Origin of the sequence: Streptomyces bluensis (assembly GCF_014650715.1) — a bacterium.
In the GTDB taxonomy this organism is placed as follows: Bacteria; Actinomycetota; Actinomycetes; order Streptomycetales; family Streptomycetaceae; genus Streptomyces; species Streptomyces bluensis.
The window spans coordinates 216,216-239,565 of the sequence record NZ_BMVM01000009.1 but is presented as its reverse complement, the minus strand read 5'-3'; the positions used below and the strand labels follow the sequence as shown (position 1 = coordinate 239,565).

Here is a 23,350-nt window from a genome sequence, read left to right as displayed (position 1 = left end):
TCACCTGCCCGTGAGCGGGTGACCCTTCCAATCACCGTGCTTGCGGACCTCCACCGGCTTGCCGGGCTGCCAGGCCTCCAGGTCTGCGACGGCCTGCTCCAGACGCACCCTGGCCTCATCGTCGCTCAGTTCGGGTTCGAGTACCTGCCGCAGTACGTGCAAGGCGAGCCTGGGCGGTACGGCATTGCCGATCTGCTGTGACACGTCGTTGCCGCTCCAGGGGTATTCGACGGGGAACGTCTGGAGGACTCCTGCCTCGGCATGGTTGAAGCGCTCGAAACGGTCAAGGTCCTTATCCGTGCCCTTATGGACCACGCGGTTCCGTGACACCTTCCCGGTGATCGTGGCGGAAGGGGCGTCGTGGTCGCGCCGCCCCCGTGCCTCGGGGACACCACCGGTCCCGTAGTTCGAGATGACGGTGAATGCGGGACGCTTGTGCACCTTTGACGGTGAGATCTTCCGTGCCCTTTCAAGCGCCTGTTCCATGGAGATCCAGGGCACTGCGGTCTCCAAGGGGAGGGTGTCCGCGTGGCCTGCCTTCGGGAGCCGGGCGGGGGAGGCCCCTCGGTAGTAGTGCTCGTGGGTTTCAGGCACCTTCGGGAGACGATCAAGGCCGGGTCCGTTCGGGAGGCCGGTCCGATCGAGGCGGGCCATCAATACCGCGCGCCGTCGGGTCTGAGGAACGCCGAAGGCCTCGGTGTGCATCAGTTGTGTCCTGGTTCGATACCCGAGAGACACCAACACCTCGGCGTACTTCTCCCACACCGGCATCACCGCCTGCACCTGCTCCAGGATGACGGCTTCGTAGGGCTCCGACCCGGGTCGCCTGCTCCGCTCGATCACCCACCACAGAGGTTGCAGGACCAATCCCGTCCGCTCGTCGCCCAGCTCCTCAAGCTTGTCCTTCAACTTGTTGAGCTGGTGGTTCAGGTCGCTGAACTCCTTTAGTAGGCCATTGAGTTCTTCGTCCGGGAACTCAAGGCTCTGCGGATCCTTGAGTTTTTTCATGACCTTCTTGACTTCGTCCGATGAATTCCCGAGTTCCTCCAGCCTGTTCCTCATGGCCTTGCGCCTCTTGGCTCTGAGCTCCTCGACCTTCCGCTTCTCGGTCTTGACCTCTTTGGCTTCGAGTTCCTTCTGCCTGAGCTCCTCGGAGATCTTTCGCCAGGTCCGGAAGGTCTGGTTCCAGTCCTGGCGGTTCTCAGGACGTACGGCCGCGTGCAAGCGCTCGATGTACTGCAGCACTTGGTCCAGTGCTCTGCGGCCCGCCCCATGACCGGCGACGGTGAAAGTCTGGCAAGGAGGCCCACCGGTCAGCACCTGGGCGTATGGGAAGAAGGACGCGCGGAACTCGCGGACATCGCCTTTGAAGCTGTCCATCCCCGCTGCTCTGCGGGTCGCGCAGGCTCCTGCGTCCCATTCGATGCCGGTGACCCGGTGACCCAGCACATCTGCTGCCACATCCAGCCCACCCGGGCCCGCAAAGAGGTCCAGGATGCGGAAAACCGCAGGTGGGGAGTATACCTTGTCGATGTGGTTCATGGGCGTGAAGTTTAGACGGCGGTCCGCGGTGCGTTCGAAGTATCGCCTAAGTGCAGGTGGGGGAACGTAGAGCAGTCGCGATGGCGGCACCGAGGGCTTTGCCCACCGGTGGGGGAGTGGCGTGACCGATCTGCCGGTACCGGGCCGTCTTACGTCCAGTGATGCGCCAATCCGCGGGGAACGCCTGCAGTAGGGCCGCCTGGTCCACAGTGATTTTCACCATCTGCGCTGGGTCCGCCGAGCGCGGCCAATCGTAGTCCGCCCCTGGCACCTCGTCTGCCAGCGCGCCGGCGTTCACCCCCATACGCGCCCAGGCCCGCTTCGTGCCGGATGGGCCGAGATCCGCGCCGCCACGATTCTCCGAGCCTCCGACCAGAGTGGGTGCCACGGACGACGCCTGGGACGCCCAGGCGTCGGCGTCACGCCAGCCCCGGGCCCTCATGGACGGGAGCAGCGCCCGACCGACCGGGACATGCTCGTCCACCGTTGGCACCGGTGGGGTGAAAGCGCGGGACCGCTGTTTCCTGAGAGCTACGAGAAGGCCCTGTCTGCGTTCTTGCGGCACACCGAAGTCCGCTGCGTTCAGAACGAACCAGTAAAACCGGTAGCCCAGATGCGCCAGTTCCTCCTCGACGAAGTCGCGAATGCCGGTGTACGACGGCGACTCGACGAGAGCAGGCAGGTTCTCCAGTAACAGAGCCCGCGGCTGGATCGAGTGGACCAGGTAGATCGTGGCGGTGAGAAGTCGCAGCTCCTGGTCGCTGTCCGAACGTCCCACCGCAGCCCAGGATTTCACACGCGGCAGGCCGGCAGACAAGAGATCGACGTCCAGGGTCTCCGGATACTCGTCCGGGAGGAAATCGTTGAGGTCTTCGCAGACCACGTTCCAGTGCGGCCGGTTGGCCCGGAGCGTCTCGCATGCCTGGCGCTTGTTGTCGAGCAGGAGCACCGGTGAGAAGCCCGCGCTTTCCAGCCCCGACGCCAAGCCGCCCGCGCCGGAACAGACGTCTACGAAACCGAGTCGATCAGCCATCCGCTCCCCCTCAGATCATCCGGCGACCTTGTTCTCGTGCTCTTTGCTTCCGCCGGTCTCGATCCCGCTTCTCCCGGTCCACCGCCGCACCTACCGTCGCCGCGATCTCTTCCGCCGGCATGTGCTCCCAGAACCGCAGCACTGTCCACCCCGTCGAGCGCAGATGCTCGGTCGTCTGGTGATCGCGTGCCATGTTCTTGTCGAGCTTGGCTCGCCACCACTCCGCATTCGCCTTGGGCTGGGTCGCATGCTCAGGGCAGCCGTGCCAGAAGCAGCCGTCCATGAAGATGGCGATCTTGGCCTTGGGGAAGACGATGTCGATCGTGCGGCGGGGCATGCCTGGAACTGGCACATTCACGAGGTAGCGCCTGCCCGAGGCGTGCAGGAGGCGGCGGACGGCGACCTCGGGGGCTGTATCGCGTGAGCCTTGCCGGCTCATGCGGGCGGAGACTCCGGGGGAGGATGGAAGAGCACCAGGCACAAGTGCATTCTGCCAGTGCTTCGCACGCCTCTGTGAGTGTGGTCGTAGCGCCGGGCACCCCTCGGGAGAGATGAGCCGGGTAGCAGTGCGAATCCGCACCGTACGTCGTCACGGTTGCCGGGAGGGCCGTCCGCTTCTTGGTCAGTGTCGTGCTTCCGCGGCCCGCGTCAATGGCGCTGCGCGTCGCCTTCGGCGATGGCCCTGCGGGCCACCCGTGATGGGGAAAGCGGGGGGGTGCCCCTATGGGTTTCGTCAACCCGTAGGGCTTGGGTGTGGGTCGTAGAAGGTGCCGTCGCGGAGCATCGCGAAGAGCACGTCGGCTCGTCGTCGGGCGAGGCAGAGGAGGGCTTGGGTGTGGTGCTTTCCCTGAGCGATCTTCTTGTCGTAGTAGGCCCGCGAGACCGGGTCGGCCAGGGCCGCGAACGCGGACAGGAAGAAGGCCCGCTTGAGCTGCTTGTTTCCTCGCCGGGAGGGCTGTTCACCGCGGATCGAGGAACCAGAGCTGCGGGTCGCCGGTGCCAGTCCGGCATAGGCAGCCAGATGGGCGGCGGACGGGAAAGCGGTGCCGTCTCCGACGTCGATGAGGATCCTTGCCCCGGTCCTGACACCGATCCCCGGCATGGACGTCAGGACCTTGGAAAGAGGGTGGTTCTCCAGCAGTTCCTCGATCCGGACCGCGAGGAGTTTGCGCTGGTCGAGCACCGCCTGAAGCGAGCTGGCGAGGCCGGGAACGATCAGCGCGGCGGCGTCCGTGCCAGGAACGACGACGGTCTGCTCGTCGAGCGCGGTGAAGACGTCGTCGATCAGCCGCTCGGCCATCCGCGGGGCCGTGGGCCGTATCAGGTTGATCAGCCGACGGCGTCCGGCCTTGCGGATCTGGGCCGGGGAGCCGAACTGGTCGAGCAGTTTGAGCACGGCCGGGTGCTGGATGCGTGGGCCGACAACTCGCTCCAGGTGCGGGTGGATCTGCGTGAGCAGGCCGCGCAGCCGGTTGCTGATGCGGGTGGCCTCGCCGGCCAGGTCGTCGTCGAAGCCGACGATCATCTCCAACTCGGCGACCGTCTCGTCCTCCAGCTCGATCGAGCGGAGGGTGTGCGGCATCGACCGGGCGGCGTCCGCGATGACGAACGCGTCGTGGGCATCGGTCTTGGCCTCGCCGGGATAGAGGTCAGCGATGCGCCGCATCGTCAGACCCGGCAGATAGGCCACCGTGCAGTCCATATCCCTCGCGACCGCGATCGGCAGGGCGCCGATCGAGGCGGGCTGGTCGACGACCACGAGGACCGTGCCGTGCTTGGCCTTCAACTTGCCGAAGACCTCACGGAGTTTGGGTTCGCTGTTGGGCAGCCGCTTGTCGAAAGCCTTCTTCCCGGTCGGAGTGACGGCGGTGGCATGGTGTTCGCCCTTGCCAACGTCCAGGCCGAGGAAGGCGCCGATGTCGCTGGTGTCGATCACGTGCAGTCTCCGGTCGTACTCGCCCGGCCCTGGCACGGCACCGATCGCCACATCCACATTACGAAGAGCCTCCCTGCCTCTGGAGAAGCCGGTGGTCATGCCCCTAATCAGCGGTCTGTCGATGCCGCCGGAGCCGGTGACACCACCCCCCAGGCCATGCGATCGACAGGGGGAGAAAGTCATGCCAGCTCCAGAGGCCGGGAGCCCCATTGCGGGGCCACGAAGAAGGTAATGGGGGGAGGTGTGTCGGTGTGGGCGTGGGCTGGATTGCTGGTCGGAGTTGGGGGCGCGTGAGCGGTTTGGGGGCATGCCAGGATGGCTTGGCGGCTGGCGACCGGTGGGGGGCTGTGAATGGTCGGCAGGTTGGTAGAAGTAGAAGCTCGCTGTACCGATCATTTTGAGAAAGGAGCTTCGATGAAGGTCTCGCGTACTGCGATGCTCACCTTCGCCGTGCTCACTGTCGCCGGCTCCGCCGTTGGAATGGTCGGCTCTTGAGCGCCCGCCGGTGGATCATCGCCGTCTGGGCGGGGCTGTGCCTGGCCGGCATGGCCGCCACCTCCGCCCTCAACGACGGGCCGTACGCGGACACGCGGGAATCTCCCACCGAGGAGCCAGTACGGACGGGCCCGTACGTCGCTGATTGCAAGGCGATCGCCGACTACATCGAACAAGCCCGCGCCGAGGCGGAGCGGGAGTTGCAGGAAGATCCTTTGAAGGGCAGAGCCACCGCGAGCGTTGTGTCGGTACCAGAGGAGTGCGCGGACGAATTCGAAAACCGTGGCCTGGAGGCACGCTGAGGATGGCACCTCCCACGAGCGTGCGTCCTGGCGCCTCCTGCGCAAGCCACGATGCGGCACCGACTAGATCGCAGACATGGGCAAAGCCGCCCTCACGCTGCACCTTGCCAGGTTTAGCGTGAGGGTGGAAAAGGGTCCATGGGTCCCGTCTCCTGCGGCCCCACCCGTCGGTTCGTACAAGGTGGGCTGTGGGCTCTTACGCCCCGTGGCAGTCCTCGTAGACCTGGCCTGAGGCGCACCAGCACGCCGTCCCCCTCTGCGGAGGCCAAGCCACCGCCCGCCCCCGCGCAGCCAGCGTCGTCGCGTACTGCGGCAGCAGCGACACCTCCGCCGGAGACGTCCCCTCCGAGGCGGCGAACGCCTCGTACGACGGGACGGTGCCCGTCACGATGCCCAGGTTCGGTGTGCCCGAGGCGGCCAGTTCCCGCAGTGACCCCTCTATCGTCGTCAGGTGCTCCCCATGCGACGGGTACTCCTCGACCAGTGACGGGTACGCCGCCACCAGCTCCTCCAGCTCCCCCGTCGGCCAGTGCAGGACCGCGACCGGGAACGGGCGGGAGAGGGCCTGGCGGTAGGCGCCCAGTTCGGCGTGGAGGCGGGAGATCTCTGCCTCCAGTTCCGCCGGGTTGTCGGAGCCCAGGGACCAGACGCGTTTGGGGTCGTGGAGTTCGTCCAGGGAGACCGAGGACGAGTGGAGGGTGTCCGCGAGGGCGTCCCAGTCGTCGTGCGGGGCGCCCAGCATGCGGCGTACGCGGTGGCGGCCGAAGAGGAGGGAGTGGGTGGGGTAGGGGGGTTCGGAGACGCCGGTCAGGAGCAGGGTCGCGCCCTCCGTGAAGGTGTCCTGGGCCGCCTCCAGCTCGTCGTGGGCCTCCAGGGCCTCCGCCGCGATCACCCAGGGGGCCGGGTCGCGGGGAGCGGACACCCGGAGGCCCTCGATGATCGCCCTCGCCTCCGCCTCGTGGCCGTACTCCCAGAGGTTGGACGCCTTGAGGGCGCGTACAAGGTGGGGGTTCTCCAGTGTGTCAGGGGACGACAGCAGGCGGTCGTAGAGGGCCGTCGCCTCGGGTCGGGCGCCGGCCAGTTCGAGGTGGGCCGCAGCCAGCTGGAGAAGCTGTTCGGCGTCCTCGGGGTGGAGGCCGGCGGTCCGCTCCAGGCGGGCCGCTTCGGCGTGGTGGTCGACGTTCTCGGCGGAGGTGTCGGGGCGCATGGGGGACACCGTACTGCCGTTGGATGACAAGCATCAGATATCCGCAGCGTAGTAGGCGTGCTACCTGGCCTTCCTGCGAGGGCGAGGTCTGGGGAGCACAGGGCCCTGTCCTGGGCGGTGGATTCCAGGGCCCTGCGTGGAGTGGGCCCGCTGACTACACCGCCACCCCGTCCACCTGCAACGTCTGCACCGCCCCCGCCGCGAACGGCACCGCCACCGTCTTGCCGCTCAGGCGCGTGTCCGAGTACGAGCGGTAGCGGTCGCTGCCGCTGGAGGTGTGGGTGTTCCAGCGGGGGACCAGGCCGCCCGAGCCGCCGGTGACCGTGCTGAAGCGGGAGAGGTCGAAGGTCAGGGTCTGGGCGGAGGACGACTTGTTCACCGCGACGATCACCAGGCGGCGGGCCGAGCGGTCCAGGGCCGCCGCCGCGTAGTCCACGCCCGTGTCCAGGATCGTCATCCCGGGGCGGATGTGGCGGCTGAACTGGGCCATGACGTAGTGCTTCGTCTGGACGGTCGTCGGCTGCAGCGTGTTCGCGTCGTACGCGATCATCGCCCAGCCCGCCGACGGGTCCATCACCTGCCAGTAGACCCAGGCCGTCGGGTGCAGCCAGCGGAAGTCCTGGCAGAGGTTCGAGGCGAGGGTGAGGCCCGTGCCGTCGCTGTCGCCCGTCTCCGAGTTCCAGAGCTTCTTGCCGGACGTCGTCACCACGTCCGTGTAGAGCAGGTCGCGGCGGCCGCCGGAGCCCTGGTAGCCGTGCACGTTGACCTGGCTGACCAGGGCCTTTGTCGAGGAGCCGAAGGAACTCCAGGTGCTGCGGGCCGTGTCGTAGTTCGTTTCGTCCGATGCCGAGATGCGGACGCCGGTCAGGCCGCGCTTGTCCAACTCGCTGCGCATGTACGGCAGTACGGCCGCCTGGACCGCCGGGTCCATGTGGCAGCCCTCCTGCGTGCCGGTGTCGGTCCACCAGGTGGAGGCCGGCTCGTTGAACGGGTCGACCGTCGCGAAGTTCACGCCCCAGTTGTTCTTCGCGTACAACGCCACCGCCGCCAGGTGTGAGGCGTGCTGGCGGTAGTTCCAGGACTGGAGGTTGTTGCCGCCGCCCGAGGCGCCCGACGGGTTGTGGTTCACGCACATCCACCACATGGGGGAGTTGGCGAACAGCTCGGTCGTCGCGCCCCGTTGGACCGCCTTCTGCAGCATGGCCCGCTGCGTGGCGTCGGCCGTCCAGTCCCAGGCGGAGGACGTCGGGTCCTCGTTGTTCCAGTCCTGCCAGTAGCCCTCGATCTGCTTGAAGGCGGGGACGTTGGGCGACTTGACCATGGTCTCGCCGCCCACGCTGTTCCAGCTGCACGCGCCGAGGTTGTAGCGGGCGATGGTGAGGCCCAGGCCGGGGAGCGATGTGCCGTTGTACGTCACCGAGTTGGTGGTGAAGAAGAGGTCGGCGAAGTCGTTGCGGGTGCCGAAGACGTTCGCCCACCAGGCGAGCGAGGTGCCCCAGCCCTCCCAGGTGCCGTACGTCGTACCGGGGTTGATCGCGATCGTCGCGTCGGCGCGCGCGACGCCCGTACCCAGGGCGCCGCCGAGGAACGCGCCTCCCGCGGCGGCCAGCAGGGCTCTGCGGCGGAAGGCTGAGGGGCCGCCGCCTTCGGGTGTCTGCGGTGTCTGCGGTGTCTGCGGTGACTGCGGCGTCTGGGAGTTCTCTGGTGTGGACATGCCAGCTCCGTGGATGTGGGGGGACTGGGGATCAGGAAGGAGGAAAGAGGGGAGCGCGTGCTGTCGTCGTCCATCGGAAGGGTCAGGGGTGAACGGTGGTGTTGTCGAGAGGTGTGACAGCGCTTTCCGGGGTTTCTTCCAATGGTTGTGAGAAGGGGAGTTGGAAGGGGAGTTGGAAGGGGCAATGGGCAAGGGGAGCTGGAAGGGCAGTTGAAGGCCGCAGTGGGCCGTCCCTCTGGTGAGTTGCGGGAAGGCGCCCTATCGTGCGGCCCCCGGCCAAGCAGACGAACGGAGACGAACGGAGGCGTACGCATGCGGGCTCCCGCCGTCGTCCACCACGGCACCCGGCGCCGGCGTGCCGCGTACCGCCGCCTGCTGTGGACCTCCGCCGAACTCGCCGTCACCCTCGGCGTCGTCCTGCTGCTCCTCGTCGTCCACCAACTGTGGTGGACCAACCGGCAGGCCCGCGAGGGCGCCGAGCGGAGGGTCGAGGCGCTGGAGCGGGAGTGGGGCGCGGGCGGCGAGGGCCCGGACACCGGCACGGACGACGCCACCCCCGCGCCGGGCCCCGCACCCGAGCCCACGGCCACCGATGCCGCGAACCCCGACGACGGCACCCGGACCCGGCGGGCGGCCACGAACCGCCCGCCCACCCGCCCCGACCCCACCCAGGCCTACGCCGTCCTCACCATCCCCCGGCTCGGCCTCCGCGTCCCCGTCGCCGAGGGCATCAGCAAGCAGAACGTGCTCAACAAGGGCTACGCCGGTCACTACCCAGGCACGGCCCAGCCCGGCCAGGCGGGGAACTTCGCGCTCGCCGGGCACCGCAACACCCACGGCGAGCCCTTCCGGTACATCAACCGGCTCCGGCGCGGCGACGAGGTGCGCGTCGAGACCGAGACGGCCCGCTACACGTACGTCGTCGACCGGACCCTCGCGCGGACCACGCCCGGCGACGGCGGTGTCATACGGCCCGTCCCGCGCAGCAGCGTCAAGCCGTCGTACGGGTACGGCGCCCCCGGCTACTACCTCACCCTCACCACCTGCACACCCGAGTACACGTCCACGTACCGCCTTGTGGTGTGGGGGAAGCTGCGCTCCATGCACGCCCGATGAGGGCGTCCTGTATATCTGTAGGGGACAGGTGCAGGAGAGAGCTGTGGGTGGCCAACGGAAGGAGGGCGCGCAAGTGATGCGGACCTGGACCACGCTGCGCCCCGTCGCCGTCCTGCTGTTCCTCCTCCTCGAAGTCGCCGTCCTCGACGCGGGCAGCCTCTCCGCCGCCGTCGCGTTCGCCGCGACCGCCGCGGCCGGTTCCGCCCTCGTCGCCGGCGCGCTGATCGTCTCGCGGTGCGCGCCCGCCGTGGCGCCCACGCGCGTACGGACGGCCATCCGCGACCGTGAGCGCCGTACCGCCTTCCTGCCGCAACGCGATCCCGACGCCTCGGGGCGTACGCGGCCCAGGGCGCCCGGACGGGTCCTCCTGACGGCCGCGTAGGGTGCGCACGCCTCTGTCCGCGTGATCCCGCGCGGTTCGTCATGCCGAATTCCCAAGGCCAATGGCCACATTCGCCGCGTTGGCCCCATCCCGGCACGACGAGACCCCAGGAGGGCTCACCCACCCATGTCCGCTGTCATCGCGCTCTTCGCCGACCTGGTCGGCCGACTCGCCGACCTGCTCCAGCCGCTCTTCCAAGCCTCCGCGGCGGCCGCCGCGATCGTCCTGTTCACGGCGCTCGTACGACTCCTCGTCCACCCGTTGTCCCGGGCCGCGGCGCGCGGGCAGCGGGCGCGGGCCGCGTTGCAGCCGCAGATCGCCGAGCTGCGGAAGAAGCACGGGAAGAACCCGGAGAGGTTCCAGAAGGCGCTGATGGAGCTGCACGCCAAGGAGAAGGTGTCGCCGCTCTCCGGCTGCCTGCCCAGCCTGTGCCAGCTCCCGGCGTTCTTCCTCCTCTACCACCTGTTCTCGAACACGACGATCGGCGGCGAGGCGAACGAACTGCTCACCCACACGCTGTTCGCCGCGCCCCTCGGCGAGCGCTGGGCGGACGCGCTCCGCGACGGCGGGGTCCTCGGGGCGGCTGGGCTCGTGTACGTGGGGCTGTTCGTGATCGTCACGGGGGTGGCCGCGTTCAACTTCCGGCGGTCGAAGCGGATGATGGCGGGCACGGCCGCCTCTGCCTCCGTCGTCTCCGCCCCCGCCGCCGGGGCCCCGGGGGAGCACCAGCAGGTGCCTGGACTCGCCTCGGTCATGAAGGTCATGCCGTTCATGTCCTTCCTGACCCTCGTCACCGTGGCGGTGGTGCCGCTGGCCGCCGCGCTGTACGTGGTGACCAGTACGACGTGGAGCGCGGTGGAGCGGGCAGTGCTGTACCGGGACATGCAGGCGCCCGCCACGGCGCTGTAGGGCTCCATGTGCTGGTGGGGCTCCACGCGGGGCTCGCGCCGGTCCAGTCCGTGAACCGGGTATTGCGGACTGAACGCCGACCTTGGACGATCGACCAGTCCTCCGATGGCTCCACCCAGGAGATTGTGATCATGAAGCTGCTGCGAGTCGGTACGGCGGGGTCGGAGCGGCCCGCGCTGCTCGATGCCGAGGGGACCCTGCGGGATCTGTCGGGGGTGGTTCCCGACATCGACGGGGCGCTGCTCGCGGACGACGAGGCGCTCGGCCGCATCCGTACGGCGGCCGAGTCCGGGGAGCTCCCCGTACTGGACGGGGACGGGCTGCGCGTCGGGCCGCCGCTCGCCCGGATCGGGAAGATCGTCTGCATCGGGCTGAACTACCACGACCACGCCCGCGAGACCGGGGCCGAGCCGCCCGCCGAGCCGGTGATCTTCTTCAAGGCGGCGGACACGGTCGTCGGCCCGCACGACACGGTGCTCGTGCCGCGTGGCTCCGCCAAGACCGACTGGGAGGTGGAGCTCGCGGTCGTCATCGGGCGGACCGCCCGCTACCTCGGCTCGACGGAGGAGGCGCTGGCGCACGTCGCCGGGTACGCGGTGGCGCACGACGTCTCGGAGCGCGAGTTCCAGATCGAGCGCGGCGGCACCTGGGACAAGGGCAAGAACTGCGAGACGTTCAACCCGCTGGGGCCCTGGCTGGTCACCGCCGACGAGGTGCCCGACCCGCAGAACCTCTCCCTCAGGCTGTGGGTGAACGGCGAGCTGAAGCAGAACGGCACGACGGCCGAGCAGATCTTCCCGGTCGCGGAAGTCGTGCGGTACGTCAGCCAGTTCATGACCCTGTACCCGGGGGACGTGATCAACACGGGGACGCCGGCGGGGGTCGCGATGGGGGCGCCCGAGCCGAAGCCGTACCTGCGGGCGGGCGATGTGGTGGAGCTGGAGATCGAGGGGCTGGGTCGGCAGCGGCAGGAGTTCAAGGACGCGTAGCGCCTCCGGCGGTCAGGCTATGACGGCGCTCGGCATCCCGACGTGACCGGGGTGCCGAGCGTATCGTTGTACTGCGCGACTGCCCGCGACCGTGCGGCAGCGGGGAGGAGCGGCGACGGTGACTGTTCTCGAAGACAGGGTCGTGATGGCCGAGCTGAGCGAAGAGCTGACTCTCGACATGATGTTCGAGTGGCTTGAGCCCGTCCCCGAGGGATTCAAGGTCGAGATCGTCCAGGGGGCCGTGTACATGTCGCCGCAACGCCAGAGCCACTGGGAGATCATCCTCAACATCGTCGTGCAGCTTCTGGCGCGCTACCCGAAAAGTCGCACCGCTTCAGATGTCCGGGTCGACTTCCCTGGCCACCTCAACGGCTTCGCCTCCGACGTCATGGCCTTCAAGGAGGGCGCGGTCAAAGATGAAAAGGGCCGCTGGCGCTATGAGGACGTCGAGTTCGTCGCCGAGGTGATCTCCAAGGACACGGCAGCCAACGACTATGGGCCCAAGCTGGAGACCTACGCCCTCGCCCGCGTGCCGGTGTACGTGATCGCCGACCCGTACACCGGTGAGTGCCATGTCCACATGCGGCCCAAGGGCGGTCAGTACCGCGCGGTTCTGACGTGCGACTTCGGTGACGAGATCGACCTCACCGATACACCGGTCGGCATCGTGCTCGTCACGAACGAGTTCCCGCGGGAGGCGAAGGGTGCCCGCTCGCCCAAGGAGTCCTCTACAGCCGAACGGTGACCCCCTCCCGAGCCGACCGCCTGGCCGCCTCCAGCACCTCCAGGGCGTTCGTGGCCTCGTACGCCGTTACGGGGTTGGGGGCGCCCTCACGCAACGCCGCCGTCACCGCCCTGTAGTACGCCGGATAGTCACCCGGCAGGGTCTCCACGGGGCGTCCCCCACCCGTCAGCGGTGACTCCCCGGCGCCGACCCGCCCCCACATCGACTCGGGCTCCACGCCCCACTCCGCCCCGGCCGTCGGCCGCTCGCCCTCGCGCAGGGCCGCCTCCTGGGGGTCGAGGCCATACTTCACGTAACCCGCCTTCGAGCCCAGCACGCGGAAGCGCGGGCCGAGTTGGGCCGCCGTCGCGGAGACGTACAGGTGGCTGCGGACGCCGCTCGCGTGCGTGAGGGCGATGAACGTGTCGTCGTCCGCTCCGGCGCCCGCGCGGCGGACGTCCGGCTCCGCGTACACCTGGGTGGCCGGGCCGAAGAGGACCAGGGCCTGGTCGACCACGTGACTGCCCAGGTCGTAGAGCAGACCTCCGATCTCTGCGGGGTCACCGGACTCGCGCCAGCCGCCCTTGAGCTGGGGGCGCCAGCGCTCGAAACGGGATTCAAAGCGCCATACGTCACCCAGCTCGCCCTCGGCGACGAGCGCCCGGAGCGTCAGGAAGTCGTTGTCCCAGCGGCGGTTCTGGAAGACGGAGAGGAGGAGGCCGTGCTCGTCGGCGAGGGCGGCCAGGTCGCGCGCCTCGGCCGCCGTGCCCGCGATCGGCTTGTCGACCACGACCGCGAGGCCGGCCTTGAGAGCGGCCGTCGCCACGGGGACGTGCGTCTTGTTCGGGGACGCGACGACGACCAGGTCCAGCTCTCCGGCGCGGTTCCACAACTCGTCGGGGGAGTCCGCGAACCGTATCTCCGGGAACTCGGCACGGGCCTGCTCCCGCCGCTCGGGGCTCCTGGTGACCACGGTGTCGAGGGCCAGCCCCTCGGTGGCGGCGATCAGCGGCGCGTGGAAGACGGAGCCCGCGAGGCCGTAACCGACCAGGGCCACGCGGAGGGGAGCGCCGGGCGCGGAAGCGGAAACGGAGGCGGAGGCGGAGGCTGTGCCAGTCGTCATGCGTCCACTTAAGCATGATCGATCCCGGCGAGTGGGCGAGTGGGCGAGTGGGGCGACTGAGGCGCGTTCGGCCGATCGAGGGGACTTGGAGGGCCGTTCGGGGTGTGTAGGGCGTGGCGCGGCCGATGGTGGGAGCCGACGGGCAAGGTTATGTGATTATGCGAATTTTTACGGGTCTGGCCCTTGCTCTTGTGACCGCAGCCGTCCTCACCGGCGGCACGACACGGCACGCCACCGCCGCGTCCGCCACGACCTCTCTGCCCGCCGATCCCTCCCGCCCCACCTGTGCCGGCACCCACCCCGGCTCCTTTCCCCTCCGCAGCCGTATCCATGGCGGCCCGACCCGTTACGACGCGGGCGGCGGGTACGGCACCTGGTCCCTGGAACTCACCAACACCACCTCCCGCACCTGCGAGAACATCCACCCCGTGATCGTCCTCGTCGACGGCAAACGCGCGCTCCAGCCGACCCAGCCGACCCTGGAGTTCTACGACGGCTCCGATGCCCACCCCGTCACCTTCGAGCGCACCGACGCGGACGAACTCGTCGGTGTCCTCGACCACGAGGGCTTCTCCGGATTCACCGTCCGCCCCCGCAGCACCCTCACCGTGAGACTGCGCCTCGCCGTCATCTCCGGAGCCGTGCCCGACAACGACGTGGTGGCGAACGCGGCCGTCGTGCAGCGGCGGGGCGACGACGGCGACTGGGTGGGGGAGTCGAACGACTACCGGTTCCGGATCGTCGACAGTGACGAAGGGAGCAGCCGGAGGGGAGAGGAGTCCGGAGGCCGGGAGGAAAGCGGCGGTCGCGAGGAACCCAGCGGCCGCGACGAAGGCGACACCACCACCCGCAAGCACGGTGATGGCACCGCCCGAACGGAAGGCGACACCCCCGCCCCCAAGCGGGACACCCCAGGGCGACCAGAGCAACCAGAGCAACCAGAGCAAGGCGATACCACCGCCCGAAGGGAAGGCGGTGAAGGCGGCACCGGCGACACCGGAGGCACCAGCGGCACCGCCGCGAGCGACGAGCGCTCGACCTTCGCCGAGGAGCTGGCGCGGACCGGGGCCGGCGTGTCGACGTACGTCATGACGTTGACGTTCGTCACCGGGGCCTTGCTGTTCACCCTCGGCGCCCTGCTGGTCGCGCTCGCCCGCCGGACGTCCCGCTGAGCGCTGAACGCTGAACGCCGAACCCTGAGCCAAGATCCCCCCTCCTGTTTCCGGCCACCGCTCACTAGGGTGGGGCCGTCGGTACAGAGACGTCCGGCGCCCAGCACGAACCGCGGACGTACGGCAGGAGATCGCACATGGCAGAGCGCAAGCCCATCGAGTCGTGGCTCACCGACATGGACGGTGTGCTGATACACGAGGGCGTGCCGATCCCCGGAGCCGACGCCTTCATCAAGAAGCTCCGGGAGTCCGGCAAGCCGTTCCTCGTGCTCACCAACAACTCCATCTACACGCCCCGCGACCTGCACGCCCGGCTGTCCCGTATGGGCCTGGACGTGCCCGTCGGGAACATCTGGACCTCCGCCCTCGCCACCGCCCAGTTCCTCGACGACCAGCGGCCCGGCGGCACGGCCTACGTCATCGGCGAGGCGGGCCTCACCACCGCCCTGCACGACATCGGGTACGTACTCACGGACCACGACCCCGACTACGTCGTCCTCGGGGAGACCCGTACGTACTCCTTCGAGGCCATGACCAAGGCCGTGCGGCTGATCGAGGCGGGTGCCCGCTTCATCGCGACCAACCCCGACGAGACCGGCCCGTCGACCGAGGGCCCGCTGCCCGCCACCGGCGCGGTCGCCGCGCTCATCACCAAGGCGACCGGCCGGAAGCCCTACTTCGCGGGCAAGCCGAACCCGCTGATGATGCGGACCGGGCTGAACACGCTCGGCGCGCACTCCGAGACCAGCGCGATGATCGGCGACCGCATGGACACCGACGTCCTGGCCGGTATCGAGGCGGGGATGCAGACGTTCCTCGTGCTGACGGGGCTCACGCGCCCCGACGAGGTGGAGAACTTCCCGTACCGGCCCTCCAAGGTCGTGGACTCGATCGCCGACCTGGTCGACCGCGTTTGACACCCGACCGCCCCTCCCGGCCCTCCCGCCCATCACGGCAAACATCCCCCCACCCGAACGGAGCAGGCCACGCCCCTGCCCGGATGCGCGTGCGGGTCCGGAGAGGGAGTCTCCAGATGTCTGGAGGTTCACGATGGGTTCAGTAGGACTCACATTCTGTTCCGGTGCGGCGGTCGCGGTCGCGGCCACGCTGACGCCCGGGGCGGCATGTCCGGTGGCGTACGCGGCCGATGGCGGGATCTCGGTGACACCGTCGCCCGCGGCGCCCGGCAGCGACATCCAGGTGCGCGCCCGGGGATGCTCGGGGCGGACGGGAACGGCCTCGTCGGAGGCGTTCGTGGCGGACGCCGTGCTCACGGAGGCCGCGGTCACCGAGGCCGCGGTCACCGGCAGGGGCGGTGTGCTCGTCGGCGAGACCCGGGTCCGCTCCTCGCTCAGGCCGGGAACGTACCGGGTCGAGGTCCCCTGCGACGGCGTCGAGGACAAGATCGAGGCGATGCTCACGGTCGCCGGGAAGGCGGGCGCGCGGGGGCCGTCCGCCGCCGCGACCACACCGGCTCCTCTGACCACACCGGTTCCTCTGACCACACCGGCCCCGGCGTCGCCGCAGGCCACGGCCTCTGGCGTGGGCGGTGGCGAGACCGCGCACGTCGTCGCCAAGGGGAACGTCGCCAAGGAGAACGTCGCCAAGGAGAACAGGGAGCTGAACCCCCGGGACGAGGGCCCGGGCGCCCGTCACGCCGTGGTCGGGCTCGTCCTGGCGAGTGTGGCCGCGCTGGTCGTCGTCCGCCGCGGCGCCCGCAGGGGCCGCAGCACGGAGTGACGGAGATGACCGATGACCGGATGACTGACGAACGGAACCGTCCCAGCGGCAGCGGCCGCCCCGTCACCGGCGTCGCCTGGGCCGTGCTGTTGCTCGGCCTGTGGCTGTGGGGGCGTGAGGTGACCGACGTACGGCAGGGGATCTGGGCGCCGACCACCGGGGACGTGGCGGCGGTCGGGCGGCCCGCCGGGGCCGAACCGCCGCCCGTGAAGGACCACGCGACCGACCTGTGGGAAGACGCCCGGCCGCAACGGCTGGACATCCCGTCCCTGGGCGTGCGGGCGCCGGTCACGGCCCGCGGACCGGACGACCGGGGCGCGATCGACCCGCCGCCGTACGCCCGCTCGGGCGCCGTCGGCTGGTACGCGGCCGGAACACGCCCTGGTGCCGAGGGAGCCGAGCTGTTCGTGGGGTACGCCGGCACCGGGGCACGGCCCGGCGTCTTCCACGGGCTCGGCGCGGTGCGGATCGGCGAGACGGTCCGGGTGGTCCGCGACGACGGGACGGCCGCCGAGTTCACCGTGGACGACGTCAGGCTCGTCGGCCGGGAACGCCTCGACGCCCGACAGGCGTACGGCGTACGGCAGTCGGGGCGGGCCGAGCTGCGGCTGGTCGGCTGCGGCCGCACCGTCGACCGGGACAACGGCAGCCAGGACAACGGCACCTGCACGCCCGACGTGATCGTGTCCGCGTACCTCACCGCTGCGAGACCGTGACCCACCTTGGCCCGGTCGGCGACCCGCTCCCCCCGGAGCCGCCGACCGGGCTGGTCCTCTACCGCGCGCGCTCGGGCCGCGGGAGTAACCCGGCACAGGCGCGGGAGGTCATCTCGTTCGAACAACTCTAGAACGGATGAAAGCCCCTGGCCTAGAGGCAGTTTGACGCCAAGTCGACCACCGGTGGCTCTATGTGATGCACCCGGACGGCGGGCTTTCGCCATTGCTTGTCGGCGTGGTCCGGTGTGGTCCGGCGTGTGCGGCGGTCGGCCAACTCGTCCTGCACGAAAGGCCGTTCGGTGTCCGACAAGGCACGGATGATCTCGGGGGCGCGGCGGGACGTATGTCAGGATTGGGACGTACGGCGCTGCATACAGGGGGGAGTTGGATGTACGGCAAGAGGGGGGCACGGGCGTCCGTGGTCGTGGCGGGGGCGGCACTGCTCGTCGCCGGCTGTTTCGGGGGAGACGGCGGCGACAAGGATGACAAGGGCTCCGACGGCAAGATCAGCCAGCAGCCCAAGGGTTCGGACCCGTTCTGGGTCAACCCGGAGGGGAACGCGGCGAAGCAGGTCGCCGCGTACGAGAAGGACGGCAAGACGGAGGAAGCGAAGCAGATCCGCAAGATCGCCGAGCAGCCGACCGGGAACTGGATCGGGCCGGAGAACCCCGAGCAGGAGGCGAAGGGGTTCACCGAGGCGGCCGAGAAGGCGGACCGGGACGCGCTCCTCGTCCTCTACAACATTCCGCACCGCGACTGCGGCCAGTACTCCAGCGGCGGCGCGGCCGACGGCAACGCGTACCGGGCGTGGATCGACGGCGTCGCCAAGGGCATCGGCGACCGGCCCGCGACGGTCGTCCTGGAGCCGGACGCGGTGCTGCACCTGGTGGACGGGTGTACCGCGGAAGAGTTCCACGAGGAGCGGTACGACCTGCTCAAGGGCGCGATCGAGAAGCTCGGGGCGCTGCGGAACACCAAGGTGTACCTGGACGCGGGCAACGCCGGGTGGGGGCACCCCGACCAGATCTTCGAGCCGTTGAAGTGGGCGGGCGTGGACCAGGCCGACGGGTTCTCGGTCAACGTCTCGAACTTCTACACCACCGAGGACTCCATCAAGTACGGCAAGGAGCTCTCCGCGAAGGTCGGGAACAAGCCGTTCGTCATCGACACCAGTCGTAACGGCAACGGGCCGTACACCGAGGGGAAGGCCGACGAGCGCTGGTGCAATCCGCCGGGGCGGGCGTTGGGTGAGGCCCCGACCACGAAGACGGCCGATCCTCTGGTGGACGCGTATGTGTGGGTCAAGCGGCCCGGTGAGTCGGACGGTGAGTGCAAGGGGGGGCCCAAGGCGGGGGAGTGGTGGCCGGAGTACGCGTTGAAGTTGACGGGGGCCTCCGGCTGACAACGGGGGCGCCTTCTGTGGGGGTGCTTTCGGTTGCTTGGCGGCTGCGGGTGCGTTGTGGCTTGTCGCGCAGTTCCTCGCGCCCCCAAAGACTCAAAACAGCAGGTCCCCCGCGCATCGCGCGGGGGACCTGCTGTTTTGAGTCCTACGGAACCCTCACCCACTGAGCCTTGCTCGGAGTTCCCTGGTCGTCCGTGACGAACAGCATGTACCAGCCGGACTGGACCAGGTTGCGGTTCTTCGGGACGGTCACCGTGACGCTGCTGCCGGACGTCTTGACGTCGAGGGCGATGGACTTCTGGTCGACGTCCGTGACATGGGTGGACGCGCTGGGGCGGATCAGACGGGCCGTCCTGATGGACGAGGCGTGCTTCGAGGAGAAGGTCGCCGAGTCACCCCGCTGAACCGTCTTCGGGCCCCCGGAGAGGGACGGCCTCGCGTCCCGGTACAGGTACGGCGGCGTGTAGATCTCGATGCGCTGCTCGAACTCACCCGGCTTGGTGTTGGCCTTGTCCGCGTAGAGCGAGTCCGAGCCGAAGAACATCACCCGGCCGTCGGGGAGCAGGATGGACCCCGAGTGGTAGTTGCGGCCCACCAGCGGGTCGGCCACGCGCCGCATGTCGCCGTTCTTCGCGTCGTAGAGCCGTGCCTGGAGGATGTCGGAGGCGCCGCGGCCGCGGTAGTCCTCCGAGCCACCGGAGATGAGCACGGTGTCGTCGGGCAGGATCGAGGCCTGCGGGTAGCGCGTGCCCTTCTCCAGCGACGGCCCGTCCACGAACCTCGGGTCGTCCTTCAGCAGGTCGACGATGCGGGTCTTCTTGCTGGACCTCTCCGACTCGCCGACCCCGCCGCCGCCGATCACCATGTACTTCTCGTCCTGCGCGGGCGGCAGCAGCACCGTGCCGGCGGTCTCCAGCAGTTTCTGGTCGCTCATGCCCGGGACCTTGGTGAACTTGTTGGTCTCCAGGTCCCAGATGCCCGGGTCGCGGCCCACGTCGTCGGGGCCGTACCCGGCGTTCGCGCCCGAGTAGAACAGCTTGCCGTTCTGCATCAGGGAGATCGCCGGGTAGGTCGGGAACTGCCGGATCTTCTTCGTGTACGTCCACGCCTTGGTCGACGGGTTGTAGACCTCGTTCTTGCCCGGCACCAGCTGGCCGATCTCGTCCAGCCCGGACAGGGAGAGGACCTTGCCGTCCGAGAGGGTGGTCAGCGTGGGGTACCAACGCGCCTCGTTCATCGGATCGACCTTGATGTACTTCTCGGCGACCGGGTCGAACTCGAAGGCGTCCCTGATGCCCTGGAAGTCCTTCTTGTCGAGGGCGAGCTTCTGCGCGATGCCGTACGTGTTGCGCGCGTCGGCGCCCGTGAGGCCCTGGACCCGGTAGTTGTCCTCGGTGCCGGTCTCGTACTTCTTGCCGGACCTCGCGGCCTCGACGTAGATACGGCCGAGCCCCGGGTCGTTGCGCAGGAACCTGCCGGTCGCCGGGTCGAACACCTTCTTCGCACGCGGTACGAGCACCGGGTCCTTGGAGATGAACGTCTTGCCGTTCTCCTTGCCGGTGAACTTGGTGCCCGCGGGCAGGGTGATCGGCTTGTCCGGGTTCTCGTTGTGGACGATCATCAGGCCGCCGGCCTTGGTGACGTCACCCTTGAGCTTCTCGTACCGCTTGGTGCCGCCCGCGATCAGCAGGTTGCCGTTGCCCAACTGGGTGTGGCCCGTGCAGAACAGGTCGGCGGGCGTCGGGATCTTCTTGATCGTGCCCTTCACCGGGTCCCAGATCCGGGTGTCGAACTTCTTCGCGTCGAAGTTGTCCTGGTTGTTGCCCGAACCCGCGACCAACAGCACCTTCCCGGTGCGCAGCAGCGCCGCGTGGATCGTGTTCTGCCGGAACTCCTTGGGGAACTCGACGATGTCCCACTTGCCGTTCTCGGCCTTGTACTCAGGTCTGTTGATCTTGTACTGGTGGTACTGCTCCGTCCCGAAGCGGTACAGCCACGGCCCGTTCATCCCGGCCAGCGCCAGCACCACCGCCGCGCCTATCGCCAGACGACGAGCGCGACGGCGGCCTGCACGGTCTGTCATTTCTTACGTCCCCCAAGGGCGATCTGCATGGTCTGCTCGTTGCCGCCGTGCGGGGCCGCCCAGCTCGGTTTCTGCTGCGGCGCGTGGCCCCCAGTGTGAGGACCACCCGTATGTGGGACCCCCATGTGCGGGCCGCCCATGTGTGGGGCCCCCGTGTGCGGGCCCTGCTGGGCCGGCAACGGCTGTGTCGACGTCACGGCGCCCTGCGGTTCTCCCGCCGCCGGTGCCGCACCCGTCGGCTTCTTCTGGTCCTGCCGCATCTGCCAGCGCCAGGCGAACATCGGCGAGGCGGTGATCAGCAGCGCGAACGTCGCCCAGATGATCATCGCGGGGTGGGAGTGGCCGAAGGCGAAGCCCGCACTGATCGAGGCGGCGAAGACCAGGATGAAGTACCAGTGGTACCGGAAGGTCCCGAACCACGTGTCCGGGCTGGCCGAATCCCCCTTGGGCGTGACCACGAACTTGCTCTTGCGGCGCAGCACCGAATCGATCAGCGCCTTCGCGTAGAGCGGTGCCGACAGCGCGGACATGATCATGCCGGCCACGCCGCCGGAGCCCTCCGGCTCGTGCGGCGAGACGTTGTGGCGGCGGTTCCAGACGTAGAGACCGATCTGGAGCGCGGAGGCGTTGCCGTAGAGCATCAGCCAGATCGTCGGGTCGATGTTCACACCCGAGGCGCCCAGACCCAGGAACAGCGCGCAACTCAGCGCTGCCAGGATCCAGTTGAGGGCCGACATCGGGTAGAAGATGATCATCATCGTGTAGTTGAAGAGCTTGCTCGGCGGCAGCGAGTACCAGCCCTTCCAGTACTGCTTGAGGATCGTCTCGTACGTCCCTCGCGACCAGCGCATCTGCTGGGTGAAGAAGTCCGTCCAGGCCGCCGGTCCCTCACCGACCGCGAGCACGTCCGGGGTGTAGACCGAGCGCCACTTCCTGCCCGTCGCCGGGTTTCTGTGGCGGTGGATCTCGAAGCCCGTCGCCATGTCCTCGGTGATCGAGTCGTACAGGCCGCCGATCTGCTTGAGCGCCTTGATGCGTACGGCGTTCGAGGTGCCCACGAACATCGGCGCGCCGTACGCGTTGCCCGCGCGCTGGATCAGCGCGTGGAAGAGGAACTGCTGCGACTCCGCCGACTTGGTGATGGGGTTGTCGTAGTTGCCGTACACCTGCGGGCCGATGACGAAGCCCACGTCCGGGTCGCGGAAAAAACCGAGCATCCGCTCCAGGTAGTTGGGCAGCGGCACATGGTCGGTGTCGACCGAGGCGAAGTAGTCGTAGTCGTCGCCGTGCGCGTCCAGCCAGGCGTTGTAGTTGCCGTGCTTGGTCTTGGCGCGGTGCGGGCCCTTGGGCCGGTTCCACTTCGCGACGCCCTTGCGGGAGAAGTGGTGCACGCCGAGGCGCTCGCAGACCGCCTTCACCTCGGGGTCGTCGCCTTCGTCCAGCAGCCAGACGTGCATGAGGCCCCGGTGGCGGATCTTCACCGCCGCCTCCAGTGTCTTCGTCACCATCTCCAGCGGCTCCTTGCCGGGCACGAAGGAGGTGAGGAAGGCGACTCGGGTGCCGACCTCGGGCACCACCGGGACCGGGTCGCGGGCGACGAGGGTGGCGTGCGCGTTCGACAGCACGTTCATGCAGCGGAAGAACTCGATCAGACCGATCGAGACCAGCATCACGACGTCGAGCGCCGGCAGGAAGTCGTAGGCCGGGTAGTCGCGTTCGGTCCAGTGCTCCGGCTGCAGCAGCCAGAACAGCAGGACCAGGGAGAGTATCGGGGCCGCACCCAGCATCAGGGCGGCGCGGACGCGGTGCGGCTCCTGCGAGAGCAGAGTGCGGTACTGCACCTTGTACGGCTTGGTCGGATCGGGTTGAGTGAGGGGGCCCGCGAGTCGGCTGTAGTGCTCGTAGTCGTATCTGGGCAGCGTCTTCTTGATCCTGCGGAAGCTGCCCGTCCGAGTCGATGGCACCCTGAGCTGGGTGGTCTCAGACGGGTCGAAATTCTGCCGGGCGCCCGTCGGCGTCGACGTCATGAGTCATCCCCCCGCACACACGCGCGTGTGTGGTCGTCGGTCGTTCCGCCCGGCTGGGGTCCCCCTAGACCGTCCCCGGACGTATCAGTGGCAGGCCTGCGTCCCCACGTGATCTACACCTTATAGACACGGGACGACGACCTTCCGGTTGCATGATGCCCTCCTCGGCATCCGTTCACTAACGGGGACCCCCATTCCCCGTCGGGGCCGAACCCGGCCCAAGCCCCCCAACTGCCGTGTATCCGCAGTCTTTTACGGCTCAGGGTTCTATGGCGTTCAGCATGATCGCAAGACAGGAAACGCGCTGTTTACCGGCCATACGGGCACATTGGGGTACGGGAGTGTGCACTTTCGGGCGTAGGGGCGCTCGCCTGGTCACGTCGGCATATGCGTGCGCGCCGGGTGCTGCACTGACAGCTGGGTTCGCTCCACCCAACACCCCGCCATGCAAGGAATCACCAGCGCGAAAGGGCGCCCTCGGAGACCGAGGGCGCCCTTGTCAGCGACATGATCGATAGTGCGCCGCCAGGGACTCGAACCCCGGACCCGCTGATTAAGAGTCAGCTGCTCTAACCAACTGAGCTAGCGGCGCCTGCTGACGCGGGAAACTCTACCGGATCCGGAAGGGTGCTCCTGACCCGCGGCTCGCGCGGTGGGTTCCCGGGCGGCCAGGAGCTTCCCCCGGGCTTCCGTGCCCCGGAGACCCGAGCGTCCCGGACGTCTGAGTGTCCCTCATTC

At 68.7% G+C, this 23,350-nt stretch carries 20 protein-coding genes and 1 tRNA gene; 11 read left to right on the top strand and 10 right to left on the bottom strand.

Features of this window, described 5'->3' with window-relative positions; genetic code table 11:
* The 4 genes from IE262_RS23005 to IE262_RS22990 form a co-directional block, all read right to left on the bottom strand.
* Complete coding sequence (locus IE262_RS23005) at window positions 1–1,542, bottom strand: DNA cytosine methyltransferase (protein WP_189876134.1); 1,542 nt, start codon at window positions 1,540–1,542, stop codon at window positions 1–3.
* 46 nt (window positions 1,543–1,588) lie between these two features.
* Window positions 1,589–2,575, bottom strand: a complete 987-nt coding sequence (locus tag IE262_RS23000; protein WP_189876132.1) for a DNA cytosine methyltransferase — start codon at window positions 2,573–2,575, stop codon at window positions 1,589–1,591.
* Between the two features lie 10 nt (window positions 2,576–2,585).
* Complete coding sequence (locus IE262_RS22995; RefSeq protein WP_189876130.1) at window positions 2,586–3,014, bottom strand: very short patch repair endonuclease; 429 nt, start codon at window positions 3,012–3,014, stop codon at window positions 2,586–2,588.
* 294 nt (window positions 3,015–3,308) lie between these two features.
* Window positions 3,309–4,511 (bottom strand): IS110 family RNA-guided transposase, encoded by a 1,203-nt coding sequence (locus IE262_RS22990; protein WP_189876245.1) that lies wholly within the window; start codon window positions 4,509–4,511, stop codon window positions 3,309–3,311.
* Window positions 4,512–5,002: 491 nt separating this feature from the next.
* Between IE262_RS22990 and IE262_RS22985 the strand changes: the two genes are divergently transcribed.
* Entirely contained in the window at window positions 5,003–5,308 is a 306-nt protein-coding gene (locus IE262_RS22985; protein WP_189876128.1) for a hypothetical protein, read from the top strand.
* A 196-nt stretch (window positions 5,309–5,504) separates the two neighbouring features.
* Here the strand turns inward: IE262_RS22985 and IE262_RS22980 are convergent, their stop codons facing one another.
* Complete coding sequence (locus IE262_RS22980) at window positions 5,505–6,515, bottom strand: SEC-C metal-binding domain-containing protein (protein ID WP_189876126.1); 1,011 nt, start codon at window positions 6,513–6,515, stop codon at window positions 5,505–5,507.
* A gap of 154 nt (window positions 6,516–6,669) precedes the next feature.
* Window positions 6,670–8,229 carry a glycoside hydrolase gene (locus IE262_RS22975; RefSeq protein WP_189876124.1) on the bottom strand — a complete coding sequence of 520 codons (1,560 nt, stop codon included), beginning with the start codon at window positions 8,227–8,229 and terminating at the stop codon, window positions 6,670–6,672.
* 312 nt (window positions 8,230–8,541) lie between these two features.
* Here IE262_RS22975 and IE262_RS22970 point away from each other — a divergent pair, with 312 nt between their 5' ends.
* The 5 genes from IE262_RS22970 to IE262_RS22950 all read left to right on the top strand — a co-directional run bounded on the left by IE262_RS22970 (window position 8,542) and on the right by IE262_RS22950 (window position 12,370).
* Complete coding sequence (locus tag IE262_RS22970) at window positions 8,542–9,345, top strand: class E sortase (protein ID WP_189876122.1); 804 nt, start codon at window positions 8,542–8,544, stop codon at window positions 9,343–9,345.
* Window positions 9,346–9,421: 76 nt separating this feature from the next.
* The gene (locus IE262_RS22965; protein ID WP_229877401.1) at window positions 9,422–9,727 is read left to right on the top strand and encodes a DUF6412 domain-containing protein; all 306 of its coding nucleotides are present in this window, start codon (window positions 9,422–9,424) and stop codon (window positions 9,725–9,727) included.
* 126 nt (window positions 9,728–9,853) lie between these two features.
* Window positions 9,854–10,636 (top strand): YidC/Oxa1 family membrane protein insertase, encoded by a 783-nt coding sequence (locus IE262_RS22960; RefSeq protein WP_189876120.1) that lies wholly within the window; start codon window positions 9,854–9,856, stop codon window positions 10,634–10,636.
* A gap of 131 nt (window positions 10,637–10,767) precedes the next feature.
* Window positions 10,768–11,625, top strand: coding sequence for a fumarylacetoacetate hydrolase family protein (locus IE262_RS22955; RefSeq protein WP_189876118.1), 858 nt, complete (start codon window positions 10,768–10,770; stop codon window positions 11,623–11,625).
* A 118-nt stretch (window positions 11,626–11,743) separates the two neighbouring features.
* Window positions 11,744–12,370, top strand: coding sequence for a Uma2 family endonuclease (locus tag IE262_RS22950; RefSeq protein WP_189876116.1), 627 nt, complete (start codon window positions 11,744–11,746; stop codon window positions 12,368–12,370).
* Here the strand turns inward: IE262_RS22950 and IE262_RS22945 are convergent.
* The gene (locus IE262_RS22945) at window positions 12,354–13,472 is read right to left on the bottom strand and encodes a Gfo/Idh/MocA family oxidoreductase (RefSeq protein WP_189876113.1); all 1,119 of its coding nucleotides are present in this window, start codon (window positions 13,470–13,472) and stop codon (window positions 12,354–12,356) included. The genes IE262_RS22950 and IE262_RS22945 overlap by 17 nt on opposite strands.
* A 191-nt stretch (window positions 13,473–13,663) precedes the next feature.
* Between IE262_RS22945 and IE262_RS22940 the strand changes: the two genes are divergently transcribed.
* The 5 genes from IE262_RS22940 to IE262_RS22920 all read left to right on the top strand — a co-directional run bounded on the left by IE262_RS22940 (window position 13,664) and on the right by IE262_RS22920 (window position 18,502).
* On the top strand, window positions 13,664–14,644 hold the full coding sequence (locus tag IE262_RS22940; protein WP_189876111.1) for a cell wall protein: 981 nt from the start codon (window positions 13,664–13,666) through the stop codon (window positions 14,642–14,644).
* 137 nt (window positions 14,645–14,781) lie between these two features.
* Entirely contained in the window at window positions 14,782–15,561 is a 780-nt protein-coding gene (locus IE262_RS22935) for an HAD-IIA family hydrolase (RefSeq protein ID WP_189876109.1), read from the top strand.
* A gap of 133 nt (window positions 15,562–15,694) precedes the next feature.
* Window positions 15,695–16,384 (top strand): hypothetical protein, encoded by a 690-nt coding sequence (locus IE262_RS22930; protein WP_189876107.1) that lies wholly within the window; start codon window positions 15,695–15,697, stop codon window positions 16,382–16,384.
* Window positions 16,385–16,389: 5 nt separating this feature from the next.
* Window positions 16,390–17,100, top strand: a complete 711-nt coding sequence (locus tag IE262_RS22925) for a class F sortase (protein WP_506005232.1) — start codon at window positions 16,390–16,392, stop codon at window positions 17,098–17,100.
* A 388-nt stretch (window positions 17,101–17,488) separates the two neighbouring features.
* Window positions 17,489–18,502 carry a glycoside hydrolase family 6 protein gene (locus IE262_RS22920; protein ID WP_189876104.1) on the top strand — a complete coding sequence of 338 codons (1,014 nt, stop codon included), beginning with the start codon at window positions 17,489–17,491 and terminating at the stop codon, window positions 18,500–18,502.
* Between the two features lie 145 nt (window positions 18,503–18,647).
* On the opposite strand, the gene glxA is transcribed toward IE262_RS22920, so the two are convergent.
* The 3 genes from glxA to IE262_RS22905 all read right to left on the bottom strand — a co-directional run bounded on the left by glxA (window position 18,648) and on the right by IE262_RS22905 (window position 23,204).
* On the bottom strand, window positions 18,648–20,585 hold the full coding sequence (gene glxA, locus IE262_RS22915; protein ID WP_189876102.1) for a radical copper oxidase GlxA: 1,938 nt from the start codon (window positions 20,583–20,585) through the stop codon (window positions 18,648–18,650).
* Window positions 20,582–22,612: a glycosyltransferase family 2 protein gene (locus tag IE262_RS22910; RefSeq protein WP_189876100.1), complete on the bottom strand. Its 2,031-nt coding sequence runs from the start codon at window positions 22,610–22,612 to the stop codon at window positions 20,582–20,584. Before IE262_RS22910 ends, glxA begins: the two co-directional genes overlap by 4 nt.
* 518 nt (window positions 22,613–23,130) lie before the next feature.
* A tRNA-Lys gene (locus IE262_RS22905) sits at window positions 23,131–23,204 on the bottom strand.
* Window positions 23,205–23,350: the final 146 nt, after the last annotated feature.

Excerpts from the sequence above, each read along its gene's own strand:
- IE262_RS23005 (WP_189876134.1), bottom strand. The coding sequence starts at position 1,542 with ATGAACCACATCGACAAGGTATACTCCCCACCTGCGGTTTTCCGCATC.
- IE262_RS22980 (WP_189876126.1), bottom strand. The coding sequence starts at position 6,515 with ATGCGCCCCGACACCTCCGCCGAGAACGTCGACCACCACGCCGAAGCG.
- IE262_RS22945 (WP_189876113.1), bottom strand. The coding sequence starts at position 13,472 with ATGACGACTGGCACAGCCTCCGCCTCCGCCTCCGTTTCCGCTTCCGCG.
- IE262_RS22965 (WP_229877401.1), top strand. The coding sequence starts at position 9,422 with ATGCGGACCTGGACCACGCTGCGCCCCGTCGCCGTCCTGCTGTTCCTC.
- IE262_RS22970 (WP_189876122.1), top strand. The coding sequence starts at position 8,542 with ATGCGGGCTCCCGCCGTCGTCCACCACGGCACCCGGCGCCGGCGTGCC.
- IE262_RS22995 (WP_189876130.1), bottom strand. The coding sequence starts at position 3,014 with ATGAGCCGGCAAGGCTCACGCGATACAGCCCCCGAGGTCGCCGTCCGC.
- IE262_RS23000 (WP_189876132.1), bottom strand. The coding sequence starts at position 2,575 with ATGGCTGATCGACTCGGTTTCGTAGACGTCTGTTCCGGCGCGGGCGGC.
- IE262_RS22925 (WP_506005232.1), top strand. The coding sequence starts at position 16,390 with ATGACCGATGACCGGATGACTGACGAACGGAACCGTCCCAGCGGCAGC.
- IE262_RS22975 (WP_189876124.1), bottom strand. The coding sequence starts at position 8,229 with ATGTCCACACCAGAGAACTCCCAGACGCCGCAGTCACCGCAGACACCG.
- IE262_RS22960 (WP_189876120.1), top strand. The coding sequence starts at position 9,854 with ATGTCCGCTGTCATCGCGCTCTTCGCCGACCTGGTCGGCCGACTCGCC.
- IE262_RS22935 (WP_189876109.1), top strand. The coding sequence starts at position 14,782 with ATGGCAGAGCGCAAGCCCATCGAGTCGTGGCTCACCGACATGGACGGT.
- IE262_RS22955 (WP_189876118.1), top strand. The coding sequence starts at position 10,768 with ATGAAGCTGCTGCGAGTCGGTACGGCGGGGTCGGAGCGGCCCGCGCTG.
- IE262_RS22920 (WP_189876104.1), top strand. The coding sequence starts at position 17,489 with ATGTACGGCAAGAGGGGGGCACGGGCGTCCGTGGTCGTGGCGGGGGCG.
- IE262_RS22930 (WP_189876107.1), top strand. The coding sequence starts at position 15,695 with ATGGGTTCAGTAGGACTCACATTCTGTTCCGGTGCGGCGGTCGCGGTC.
- glxA (WP_189876102.1), bottom strand. The coding sequence starts at position 20,585 with ATGACAGACCGTGCAGGCCGCCGTCGCGCTCGTCGTCTGGCGATAGGC.
- IE262_RS22910 (WP_189876100.1), bottom strand. The coding sequence starts at position 22,612 with ATGACGTCGACGCCGACGGGCGCCCGGCAGAATTTCGACCCGTCTGAG.